Annotated in this window: 9 protein-coding genes and 1 CRISPR repeat array; of the genes, 7 read left to right on the forward strand and 2 right to left on the reverse strand. The window is 46.6% G+C overall.

Annotated features, from left to right (window positions below; genetic code table 11):
- Nucleotides 1–80: 80 nt before the first annotated feature.
- Together JW499_RS12550 and JW499_RS12555 are read right to left on the reverse strand one after the other, a co-directional pair.
- Nucleotides 81–236, reverse strand: coding sequence for a hypothetical protein (locus JW499_RS12550; RefSeq protein ID WP_205210933.1), 156 nt, complete (start codon nucleotides 234–236; stop codon nucleotides 81–83).
- Nucleotides 237–336: 100 nt separating this feature from the next.
- Nucleotides 337–675, reverse strand: coding sequence for a HipA domain-containing protein (locus JW499_RS12555; RefSeq protein ID WP_332874431.1), 339 nt, complete (start codon nucleotides 673–675; stop codon nucleotides 337–339).
- Nucleotides 676–861: 186 nt separating this feature from the next.
- On the opposite strand from JW499_RS12555, the gene JW499_RS12560 reads away from it, so the two are divergent.
- The 7 genes from JW499_RS12560 to cas6f are packed head-to-tail and all read left to right on the forward strand — an operon-like array spanning nucleotide 862 to nucleotide 9,463.
- Complete coding sequence (locus tag JW499_RS12560; RefSeq protein ID WP_205210935.1) at nucleotides 862–1,197, forward strand: hypothetical protein; 336 nt, start codon at nucleotides 862–864, stop codon at nucleotides 1,195–1,197.
- Between the two features lie 29 nt (nucleotides 1,198–1,226).
- Nucleotides 1,227–2,174 carry a type I-F CRISPR-associated endonuclease Cas1f gene (cas1f, locus tag JW499_RS12565; protein ID WP_205210936.1) on the forward strand — a complete coding sequence of 316 codons (948 nt, stop codon included), beginning with the start codon at nucleotides 1,227–1,229 and terminating at the stop codon, nucleotides 2,172–2,174.
- Nucleotides 2,175–2,176: 2 nt separating this feature from the next.
- Nucleotides 2,177–5,527 carry a type I-F CRISPR-associated helicase Cas3f gene (gene cas3f / locus JW499_RS12570; protein WP_205210937.1) on the forward strand — a complete coding sequence of 1,117 codons (3,351 nt, stop codon included), beginning with the start codon at nucleotides 2,177–2,179 and terminating at the stop codon, nucleotides 5,525–5,527.
- A gap of 57 nt (nucleotides 5,528–5,584) precedes the next feature.
- Entirely contained in the window at nucleotides 5,585–6,955 is a 1,371-nt protein-coding gene (gene csy1 / locus JW499_RS12575) for a type I-F CRISPR-associated protein Csy1 (RefSeq protein WP_205210938.1), read from the forward strand.
- On the forward strand, nucleotides 6,952–7,884 hold the full coding sequence (csy2, locus tag JW499_RS12580; RefSeq protein ID WP_205210939.1) for a type I-F CRISPR-associated protein Csy2: 933 nt from the start codon (nucleotides 6,952–6,954) through the stop codon (nucleotides 7,882–7,884). The genes csy1 and csy2 overlap by 4 nt, the downstream gene beginning before the upstream one ends.
- Nucleotides 7,885–7,886: 2 nt before the next feature.
- Complete coding sequence (gene csy3, locus JW499_RS12585; RefSeq protein WP_205210940.1) at nucleotides 7,887–8,891, forward strand: type I-F CRISPR-associated protein Csy3; 1,005 nt, start codon at nucleotides 7,887–7,889, stop codon at nucleotides 8,889–8,891.
- Between the two features lie 5 nt (nucleotides 8,892–8,896).
- Nucleotides 8,897–9,463: a type I-F CRISPR-associated endoribonuclease Cas6/Csy4 gene (gene cas6f / locus JW499_RS12590; RefSeq protein WP_205210941.1), complete on the forward strand. Its 567-nt coding sequence runs from the start codon at nucleotides 8,897–8,899 to the stop codon at nucleotides 9,461–9,463.
- 130 nt (nucleotides 9,464–9,593) lie between these two features.
- Nucleotides 9,594–11,366: direct repeats of the CRISPR family, unit length 28 nt; unit sequence GTTCACTGCCGAACAGGCAGCTTAGAAA.
- Nucleotides 11,367–11,519 lie beyond the last annotated feature (153 nt).

Here is an 11,519-nt window from a genome sequence, read left to right on the forward strand (position 1 = left end):
CAGCACTTTGCTGGTTTTTTTGTGCCTGAAATTTCTGAACGGGCTAAAGTGCTTTTATATTGAAGATAAGCTGCCATTTTTTAAATGGCTTTAAGTTGCTGAATCATATCTTCAATGATGCCGAAACGTATCTGCCTCAACAGGTGAAGTTTGCCTTGTCGGTCAGGACCTTCGATATTCTGCTGTGACAGCTCTTCGATCAGTGACTCCGCCTGTCTTGTTATATTTTCGGTCATCGTTTTGAGCGTTCGTTCCACATAACGGGCGATAGTTTGAGAGATGCTGCGACGGACTGGATATCAGTGAGGGTTACCTCTTTAAGCTTCCGTGCTTTGCCTATGGGCCATACCAGCTTTTCTTCGCCCACTGGTTGTCCGCTGCATAGATAGCCGTGCTAATCAGATCATAATGAGGGGTTAGATTGAACTCCTGGTTTGCTGCGAAAAATGACAGGTTTTTGAGGTGATCATCGGTATTGCCAACCAGTAGATTGAAGACTAACCATTGAAACAGACGCTGACGAGTGACGGCTTTTGAACGACTGAACCCGATCAACCGCTCCAGTGATTCGGGTTTACATTCTGAGTATTTGTAAATTTTATCGAGGGTCAAGAGTTGGCAGAAATCCAGGGACGGTTTTAACCGGATATCGCCTTTCAGGTTTGCAGAGTGGATTGATAACGTGACTTAGATAACGATGCTGCCAACGAGTTTCTCCTACCTCTCCTGCCGGATAATTCAACGCTGCTGATAGACTATGAGATAGAGTACATGTTATAGATAATTTCAGAATGCCACGGATGTATAGCAGGGCCTGTTAAATGCGACAGGCATAAACAGGCATAATGTGTAGAAGGATTTATGGTTGAAATTATTCCTGTCCTCAAAAAACAGACGTTCAGCCGGATGGCCTCCGGCGAGAATCGTTTTGTCTCACGTTCCAATGATTTATTAGAAGACGATTGTCTTTCCCAGCCCGGCCTTTCGGTGAATAAGGTGCGGCGTTGTCACGGTTTTATAAAGCTTCAACCCAGTCAGTGGGGGTTTGTTTTTAGACGGCGAAGACTGAAAACTGGCCACCCGGAAAGACCGTATCCCGGAGCTGTCCGTATGCCCAGTGGGGATGATAACGGTACAGCACTTCTGTCTTCTCCAGCAGTGTTGAGTCGCACGTTGTGGAATTTTCAGGTTAGCTAAACACATATAGATATAGGATTTCAGGGACGATGGAACAACTCAGCGATCTTAAAGCAATACTGCACTCTAAGCGCGCCAATATTTATTACCTGGAAAAATGCCGGGTAATGCAAAAAGATGGCCGCGTACTCTATCTCACCGAAGCCAAAAACGAAAACCAGTACTGGAATATTCCGATAGCTAACACCACCTGCCTGCTGTTAGGCACTGGAACCTCAATCACTCAGGCGGCGATGCGCATGCTGGCTTCCGCAGGTGTATTGGTAGGCTTTTGTGGTGGCGGTGGCACACCATTGCTGATGGCGACTGAAATAGAGTGGTTAACTCCACAAAGCGAATATCGACCGACAGAATATCTTCAGGGCTGGATGCAGTTCTGGTTTGATGACAATAAGCGCCTCATCGCCGCCAAGCAATTTCAACAGGCTCGAATCAGTTACCTGCAAACGCTGTGGAGTAAAAATCGTGATCTTAAGGCGGAAGGCTTTAATAGCGCCGACATCCAACCCGCACTGGATAACTGCCTCGCTAAAATAACCGCCGCTAATCAGGTAACGCGCCTGCTACAAGCTGAAGCTGAGCTCACTAAACAACTTTATAAATATGCCGCTCGCTCTACTAACTACGGTGATTTCACCCGCGAACGTGAAGCAATAGACACCGCAAACGCCTTCCTGAATCACGGCAACTACCTGGCCTATGGGCTGGCAGCCACCACACTCTGGGTGTTAGGTATACCCCATGGATTTGCGGTTATGCATGGGAAAACAAGGCGCGGCGCGCTTGTTTTCGATATAGCCGATTTAATCAAGGATGCCATCGTTTTGCCCTGGGCGTTTATCTGCGCCAAAGAAAAAGCGACAGAACAGGAATATCGTCAGCAATGCCTGCAAGCCTTTACCGACCATAAAGCTTTAGAGTTTATGTTTGATCAGGTTAAAGCCATTGCCTTGAAACAAGATTGGGAGCCGATGTAATCATGATGGTCACCTTTGTTTCTCAATGCGAAAAGAAAGCGTTGGCGCGTACCCGTCGAGTGCTGGACGCGTTTGCAGATCGCATAGGCGATAACACCTGGCAAACCATCATTACTCAGGAAGGTCTGCTTGCCGTTAAAAAACTGCTACGTAAAACCGCGAGTAAAAGCACAGCGGTAAGTTGCCATTGGATACGCAGCCGCTCCCGGTCTGATCTGGTTTGGGTAGTAGGCAATAAAAGAAAGTTCAATGAGCTTGGCCAGGTGCCAGTTAATAGCACACATAAAGCTTTTTCCATTAACCATGATGAAACAAAGTGGGTTCACGCTCACAGCATTCAGATTATCGCTGTTCTATCTGGCCTTCTGCACGATATTGGCAAAGCCACGATTGGTTTTCAGAATAAATTACTGAATAACAGTGGCAAGAATATGGGTGATCCCTATCGTCACGAATGGCTTTCCCTAAGGCTGTTTCAGGCAATGATTCATGGTTGTAAAAGCGATGATGAGTGGTTAACCCGATTAATGGATTTTGACGATTTTATGCGGACGAATCCTGCTTGGTTAGAGCGCTTACCGAATGATGCATTAACCAACAAGAAAGGTGAATTGAAAGCAAACAGGCTGGACAAACTTCCCCCTTTAGCAAAGCTGGTTGCCTGGCTGATTGTTACTCACCACCGTATGCCAACCTACTTGCCATCGCAGTACGAAGCAAGAAATCGCCAGCTTGAACAGCGGAACCCTCGTGAGTGGGGGGAAGAAATAGATGTAGATGAGTTTTTCGCCAATATTGAGCCTTTCGATAAGTGGGTGAAAAATGGAAAAGTGCCGGATAATCAAGATTTTTGGTGTTTAAAAGACGTCATAATGGCGAGCAAGAACTGGCAAAAAGGAGTCCGTCGCTGGGCCAGAAAAGCAAAAGATTGTGTGCCGTTGCGGGCGCTGGCAACGCAAACAATATCCGACCCGTTATTTATGAATCTATCGCGGCTGTGTTTGATGTTGGCCGATCATAATTACTCCAGTCTGCCCAATGGTGAAGACCGAAGACGAGTAAAAGGGGATGTCGACTTTTTAGCTAAACTGGCCGCCAACACTGATAAAAACCGTCAAGTAAAACAAGCACTCGATGAACACCTTATAGGCGTTGGCGAATTTGCCAAAAGAGTTGCACTCGAAATCCCGATGCTAGTGCAAACGTTACCAAGCCTGTCGGATAAGCTTAAAGCATTTACTGAGCAAACCAGGCATCCTGTTTACTCATGGCAAAACGGCGCATTTGCGCTGGCACAAAAGTTACAACCTTTAGCCCAGGATCAAGGGTTCTTTGGGGTAAACATGGCCTCAACGGGGCGCGGAAAAACATTAGCTAATGCCAGAATTATGTATGCCTTAGCTAACCCGGAAACCGGTGCGCGTTTTACCATCGCTTTAGGGTTGCGAGTGCTGACATTGCAAACAGGGCAAGCATTGCGCCAGCGACTCACACTGGATGAGGATGATCTGGCGGTACTCGTGGGTGGTTCAGCTAATCGTGCGCTTTTTGATATGGCGCAAACTGAGATAGAGCGAAAGAGGATTACGTTCGAAGAGCAGGGCAGCGAGTCGTTAGAAGAACTGCTTGATAAAAGCGAATGGGTAGATGGCGATATCCTACCGGATGAATTCGGTACGCTGGTATCCGACCCTAAAACTCGGCAGTTGCTCTATGCACCAGTCGTAAGCTGTACGGTTGATCACATTATGCAGGCATCGGAATGCGTCAGAGGCGGAAGATACATCGCGCCAACTCTTCGTCTGCTGACCAGTGATTTAGTGTTAGACGAACCCGATGATTTTGATCAGTCGGATCTGCCTGCGCTATCGCGCTTAGTTCACATGGCTGGCCTATATGGTAGTAAGGTGTTGTTATCCTCAGCTACCCTGACGCCTGATCTGATTGCGGGCTTATATCAAGCCTATGCAGCGGGTCGAAAAATATGGAATAGCCATATGGGGATTCATCCGAATTTACCCATCTGTTGCGCCTGGTTCGATGAATATAAACAACAACAGGTAACGTGTGCGAACGTCGATCAATACACAACAGCCCACCTGGAGTTTGCACAAAAACGAGCGAAAGAACTTGGTAAGCAACGGCCAAGGCGTCATGCAGAAATACTTCCCCTTGATCTGCCGCCACCGCCAGAGAATGAAAAAGTTGATATGTCAGCGCTGGCTGCTGAGGTAGTCAACGGCGCTATTCAACTACACCGGAATAATTCAGAAATCTGCCCTAAGACCGGCAAACAAGTCAGTATCGGTTTGGTGCGCATGGCGAATGTGAAACCTATTATTGGGTTAGTTCGCGGTCTTTATCAGCAAGCTGATTTTGATACAGATACGCAGATTCATCTTTGTTGCTATCATGCGAAACAGTTATTGATGTTGAGGGATGCCCTGGAGCGGAGACTCGACCGAATTCTGACCCGTGTAGAGCCTAACGCCATTTTTTCTCATAAAGAGATACAAACAGCGATATGCACTAATCCCGCCAAGCATCACCTCTTTATTGTCGTGGCCAGTCCGGTGGCGGAGGTTGGGCGAGATCATGATTATGACTGGGCGATTGTCGAACCGTCGTCGATGCGATCTCTTATTCAACTGGCAGGCAGGGTTTGGCGTCATCGCCCCGATAAAGTAGCTGACAAACCCAACATGCTGATTTTGGATAGAAATATTCTTGCTCTGAAAGGGAGTGCAGTGGCGTTTGTCCGGCCAGGTTTTGAGAATGCCGATTTCGTTTTAAGCAGTCATTTTTGTAAAGACTTAATTAGCGCAGACCAACTGGCCAATGTGGATTCAGTACCAAGAATCGTGCGTTCTAACGAGTTGCAACCAACAGAGAGTCTGGCCGATTTAGAGCATGCTGTGATGCAAAAATTACTTAATAATCGCGATAACTTCGTCAGCGCCTTTTGGCGCGAAAATAACGGTAATCGCGCGTCGGCACACTTGCAAAAAATCAGTCCGTTTCGTGCCAGTGATGGTCCTCGGGATGATTTTGTATGTTTGCCGGTGGCAGATGATCCAAGCGGTTACAAGTTCACATACGCAGAAGACGCATGGGAAGACCTTAATCACTGCACATTTCAGAGCAAGAAGATCCGCTTTGCTGAATTTAACCCCGAAAACGACAGGGTATCACCGTGGCTGACAACTGAGTTAGATGAGGTGCTGCAAGAGTTGGCAGATAAACGGGATGAGTCTAATGTATCCCGCATTGCCCGGCAGTTTGCCACGGTCTCTCTGGAAAATCGTGAAGACCGTGTCTGGTGGTATCACCCGTGGTTAGGATTCTGGCAGTGAGTTATCCACTGATCTTGAAAAATACATTTTTGGAAAATGAGTACACAAGGAGTGCTTATGGAAACCATAACGGAAGGGCAAGTGAAAGCCACGGTTCTGCGTTTTTTAAAAACGCAGTGTGATAAAAAACTCGAGCCAGAGTTAAAAGCTATAGAGAAGTTAGATGCTGTCAATGATGCGGAAAAAATCGCCTCATTGCAGACTAAGATCACCGCTGCTCAAGCCAGGTACGAATTAGAAAACTGGATGCCGGATGCCGCCAATAGAATGGCGAAGCAGCTATATTTTGGTACACACATTTCAAAGGGTGTTCATCCAGATTCTAAGGGTGACAACTTAAACTTTGATACGTCGCCCCCTCTGCCAGACGGTATTGTTGGTTCGCAAACGTTGAGTGAGTTGCCGATAGATGCTAATGGCAATGCTGCCGCCTTGCCTCTCGCGACTTTTTTTGAAGAAGAAGTAGCTGAGAGCAATGGCGTAAAGCTGCGAACATTGATTCAGTCACAACATCCTGCGGTGGAAGGTGCATTTAGTTTGAATGCTGAGTTATCTGCTCAATATGCCAGCAGCTTCAAAGCGGCATTAGATAATGTGATAGACGAACCGATAACTTACGAGCGTAATAAGCAATTACTGTGGCCATTGAATAATGCGATTACCGATGATGCTTATGTTGCCGTGGTGCCGTTGTATCCGTCTGCGTTAACGAGTCAGGTGTTTCAGAAAATAAACCATTCACGGTTTAGTGAAGAAAATAAACTGGCGCGAGAAAATAGAAAAAAGAAGAGCGTAGAGCAACAACCTTATCGGTCGATACCGGATATTGCCATTATTCGTCTCGGTGGTACTAAGCCCCAGAATATAAGCCAGTTAACCAGTAAGCAGAGCGGGCGTAGCTATCTACTCTCTTCAATGCCGCCCAACTATGACACTAAGTCGCAATACCGTATTACAAAATCACAGACATCATTATTTAATGCGCGATTAGTGCAATGTTGTGGTCTTGGGTTTGGTCAGCTATACCAAGTAATTTCAGATTTCAAAAATAACGTTAACGTGCGCGATAGCCGGAAAGAAGCACTGGATTTAATTCTAGCGAGTATTCTTGCGCTGGTGGAGCAGATTCAGCAAACGTATACACCGGGATGGAGTAAAGACTATCAACTTAGTATGCATGAAAAATATTGGTTAGACCCATATAGAGCAGACTTAGAAGGTGAAGAGACCTTTGCTGAAGATAGACTATCAATCGATTGGCAAGACACCATCATTGATCAGTTTTCGTTATGGGTCAATGCTCGCTTGCAGAAGCGATTTAAAAATATTGCTAAGGATTTTGGTGATGCGGAATACATTGAATGGCAACGTGAAATTGAGGATGCCATTAAAAGTAGCTTACGCTCAGGGAAGGAGATATTTGCATGAGTAACCCAAGTCATTACCTATTGTTAGACCGCATTGAAATTGAAAGCGCGAATGCGATATCAAGTCCTCTCACGTATGGATTTCCGGCCATCTCCGGCTTTCTTGGCGCGGTGCATGCACTCAATCGAAAATTAGTTGAAGCAGGCATTACGCTTGATTTGTCGGGCGTATTGATAGCTTGTCATGATATTCAGGTGCAGCGTTATCGTCCGCATGCCTACACTGATTACAGTTTCAACCAGTCGCGTAACCCGATCAAAAAAGATGGCAAGACCGCTTCTATTATTGAAGAGGGGAAAGTGCACCTGACAGTCAGTTTGGTTGTTGAGGTGTCTGCCAGTCGAAAAGAAGCCAGAGATATAGATGATGATATCGACCATATTGAAGAGCGCTGTCGGCAAATCATCTTTCAGCAGCGGATGGCAGGGGGCAGCGTAAGATCGATTAAGCAGGTTCGTTTTTTCAATACGAGTGATGGTGAGCAGATCAAACGGTCGTTATTACCCGCATTTGTATTAATGGATGCAAAGAAAGATTTGGTCGATATTACCCGTACTTTGCAAGAATCTAACCCTGAGGCCAATAGCCTGGATGCCTTAATTGAAGTGGCAACGCTGCACCATGTTCCGGTTGAAACAAAAGTCAGCAAGAGTGGTTGGCAAACGCAAAGCCCCAAAACAGGCAGGGGCTGGTTAGTGCCTATGCCGGTTGGTTATCAGGCATTAAGTCCGAAGTTCGATCCAGGGCAGTTACAGAATTGTCGCACTGTCGATTACCCAAGCCATTATGTTGAAGCACTTTATAGCTTAGGCAAATGGCTGTTCCCAAATCGTTTACCCAATGATCTATCAAGCTGCTTTTGGCGCTACAGTCAAAGCGACAACCTTTATCTTATGACCCAAACCAGTAATGGTCTTCAAGGAGAGTAACCATGACATTAAAAACCGCTAGCGTATTAGCTTTTGAGCGCAACTTAGATATTTCAGACGCTTTTTTCTGGCAATTTGATAGTCACTCAAAAACCACGGAATTAAAACCGGTAGGTATTCAAACTAAATCGGTACGAGGCACTATCAGTAATAGACAGAAAGCAGCAATTGCTAATGATCCGGCAAAACTGGATGCAGAGATCGAAAAGGCTAATCTACAAACGGTAGATGTCGCCGCATTAGATCACGATTGCGACACGCTATTAGTAAAATGGAGTTGTAAGGTATTACCTTTTAGCGGCAAGCCAAGCGTCTGTAATGACCAGGATTATCAAACTAAATTACTCGAAGTCGTAAATAGTTATTTAACGGAACAGGGTGTTGCTGAACTCTCTCGTCGCTATGCTGCAAACATCGCCAATGCGCGTTGGTTGTGGCGCAACCGTTTAGGTGCAGAAACAATTAAAGTAACGGTATCTTTATCAGCTAATGGTGACGACTCTGTTGCGGAAATAGCTGATGCAAAAAAACTGTCACTGACGAATTTTGATGATGTTAATGCGGATGTTGCCAAAATATCAGCCTTCATCGAAAAGGGTTTAAAAGGTGAAGCCTTTGTCATTCTTTATGTCAAAGCCGAAGTGAAAGTAGGCTACGGTCAAGAGGTCTATCCATCTCAGGAACTAGTGCTTGATACCGGTAAAACCAAAAGCAAAGAGCTTTATAAAAAGCATGATATTGCCGGTATGCACTCACAAAAAATCAGCAATGCTATCCGCACGGTTGACACATGGTATCCCGATGCTCAATTCCCTGTCGCTGCAGAACCGTATGCTGCGGTGACCACCTTAGGTACAGCTTTTCGTCAGCCTAAGCAAAAGCAGGATTTCTACAGCTTGTTTGATGGCTGGGTACTTAATGACGCCAAACCGAGTGTTGAGCAACAGCATTATGTTATGTCTGTACTTATTCGTGGTGGTGTATTCGGTGCCAGCGGCAAGGAATAATGATTATGGATAGCTATTTTGAAATAAAAGCGATCCCCGATCCCGAGTTGCTGCAATCCGCTATCGTCGCACAGCTAATGCAGGCGTTACATGGGTTACTGCCAGCCTATGAAGGGCGTGTAGGCATTAGTTTCCCGGCCTATGGTCAGGCGAGGGCATTAGGTGGAATCTTACGCCTGCATGGCACATCTGAGGATATGCAAAGGTTGCTTGACCAGGCACATGATGATTCTGTGCTGTCGAACTACGCCCTGATCACCGATGTCTTAATGGTTCCCGAAAAGGTGAAGGGCTATGCCTTGTATCGACGCAGGCACGTAAAGGGAGAAAGCGATATCAGGCGATTGGTTAAAAGGCATAAAGCACGGGGAACATGGACCGCAGAATTAGAGGAAGCGATATTTGCAAAGTATCGACAACCTCGGAACTGCCCCCACGTTACGCTTAAGAGCTATACCACGAGGCAGGCAAAGTTCATGTTGTTTATAGAACAGGAGATGCAGGGTAAAGCGGTTGAAGGGGAGTTTAATGCATACGGCCTGTCTAAAGGCAGCACAGTACCCTGGTTTTAACCCTTTATTTTATGCTCTTTAAAAACTTTTTAAAAAACAGATAGTTGCAGAAAGCGCTAAAACCATTGGTATTTTTTCCAATATCGGGGCAAGTGTTTGATGCAGCTATTTTTTTCTGCGTTATACTTCAGTTCACTGCCGAACAGGCAGCTTAGAAATCACTCTCAAACACTAAACCCATACAGGTAAAGTTCACTGCCGAACAGGCAGCTTAGAAAATCCCCGGCTGTGGTGCCTGGCTGCTAACACCGTTCACTGCCGAACAGGCAGCTTAGAAATCCGTACAGTGCAGAAAAATAGTCATGAGTATGTTCACTGCCGAACAGGCAGCTTAGAAATGTTGGCGTAACCGATCTGCTTGCTGAGATAAGTTCACTGCCGAACAGGCAGCTTAGAAACCAGTTAAGGGGCGGGGGCGCTAGTTGCTAGTGGTTCACTGCCGAACAGGCAGCTTAGAAAAGCTGGCTTGCTCGTCTGCAGCCTGCTGGCGTGTTCACTGCCGAACAGGCAGCTTAGAAAACGTAATGGCAAGGCTAGGCATGGCACCCATTGTTCACTGCCGAACAGGCAGCTTAGAAAAGATGAAATTGCTGGGGCTAATGCTTTATCGTGTTCACTGCCGAACAGGCAGCTTAGAAAGTCAGCTACTGCCCAGGCCACCGAACAGAACCGTTCACTGCCGAACAGGCAGCTTAGAAAGGCGAGACAGAATCGGCGCAATTCATGTATTCGTTCACTGCCGAACAGGCAGCTTAGAAATCAGTGTAACGACCGTAACGCTTATTGATTGCGTTCACTGCCGAACAGGCAGCTTAGAAAGGCAATCAGCTTTGTGTCATGCCACAGCTTACGGTTCACTGCCGAACAGGCAGCTTAGAAACAGACCCGTTCTACCCGTTTGGCCCACGCCTCGTTCACTGCCGAACAGGCAGCTTAGAAAGTGGGGTTGATCGAAAAACAGTTACCGATTTGGTTCACTGCCGAACAGGCAGCTTAGAAAATCCCATCGGCAGGATCGCCAATTGTTTCGGAGTTCACTGCCGAACAGGCAGCTTAGAAAAAAGCCCCACCAAAACCCGTTTGGAACGGGGGGTTCACTGCCGAACAGGCAGCTTAGAAAATCGCCAGAGCGGCAGCATTGCTCTTCTTGTAGTTCACTGCCGAACAGACAGCTTAGAAATCTCCGCAGTGTTCGCAGTAGAAATAAACATTGTTCACTGCCGAACAGGCAGCTTAGAAACAGAGCAGCGCAAACGTATGGAGTCCGGGGAAAGTTCACTGCCGAACAGGCAGCTTAGAAATTATGGTCTAAGTTTGGATCATATAGCATCACGTTCACTGCCGAACAGGCAGCTTAGAAAAGATTCATGAGCAAGATAAGCAACCGAGTCGGGTTCACTGCCGAACAGGCAGCTTAGAAAGGGTATAGGGCTGCTTGATAAGGCCTTCGAACGTTCACTGCCGAACAGGCAGCTTAGAAAAGTATGGGGGCGTTGCTCTGCGTTAAGCGAAGGTTCACTGCCGAACAGGCAGCTTAGAAAAACGCTTCTCAGCAACACGACAGCTCCGTATGGTTCACTGCCGAACAGGCAGCTTAGAAATTTGTGCCCTGTCTGAACGGGGTGTGTTGCAACGTTCACTGCCGAACAGGCAGCTTAGAAATGGTTGCATGAGCATCACCGACGGGCAGGATCGTTCACTGCCGAACAGGCAGCTTAGAAAAGGCGAACCCTCTCGGCAAAGTAAAAACACCCGGTTCACTGCCGAACAGGCAGCTTAGAAATGAGCATTGCGATAGGCGGCCTGCACCTGGGAGTTCACTGCCGAACAGGCAGCTTAGAAAGTCTACCGGAAGGCTACAACAACAAGGCATCGGTTCACTGCCGAACAGGCAGCTTAGAAAATCGAATACTGGAGATCGCATAATGTTAGCTAGTGTAGTGTTTCACTCTTGATGATTCTTAATGTATCCTCAGCTCAAATACCCTGAGAGAATCGGACTTATCGCATGCGAATTGCCACCCCTATTGTGCTTACTGAAGAAGAAAAGGCTGAG

This window comes from Amphritea pacifica (assembly GCF_016924145.1).
Taxonomy (GTDB): domain Bacteria; phylum Pseudomonadota; class Gammaproteobacteria; order Pseudomonadales; family Balneatricaceae; genus Amphritea; species Amphritea pacifica.

Bases quoted from the DNA above. Each gene is read 5' to 3' on its own strand.
- cas1f (WP_205210936.1), top strand. From the start codon at position 1,227: ATGGAACAACTCAGCGATCTTAAAGCAATACTGCACTCTAAGCGCGCC.
- JW499_RS12550 (WP_205210933.1), bottom strand. From the start codon at position 236: ATGACCGAAAATATAACAAGACAGGCGGAGTCACTGATCGAAGAGCTG.
- JW499_RS12560 (WP_205210935.1), top strand. From the start codon at position 862: ATGGTTGAAATTATTCCTGTCCTCAAAAAACAGACGTTCAGCCGGATG.
- cas6f (WP_205210941.1), top strand. From the start codon at position 8,897: ATGGATAGCTATTTTGAAATAAAAGCGATCCCCGATCCCGAGTTGCTG.
- csy2 (WP_205210939.1), top strand. From the start codon at position 6,952: ATGAGTAACCCAAGTCATTACCTATTGTTAGACCGCATTGAAATTGAA.
- csy1 (WP_205210938.1), top strand. From the start codon at position 5,585: ATGGAAACCATAACGGAAGGGCAAGTGAAAGCCACGGTTCTGCGTTTT.
- csy3 (WP_205210940.1), top strand. From the start codon at position 7,887: ATGACATTAAAAACCGCTAGCGTATTAGCTTTTGAGCGCAACTTAGAT.
- cas3f (WP_205210937.1), top strand. From the start codon at position 2,177: ATGATGGTCACCTTTGTTTCTCAATGCGAAAAGAAAGCGTTGGCGCGT.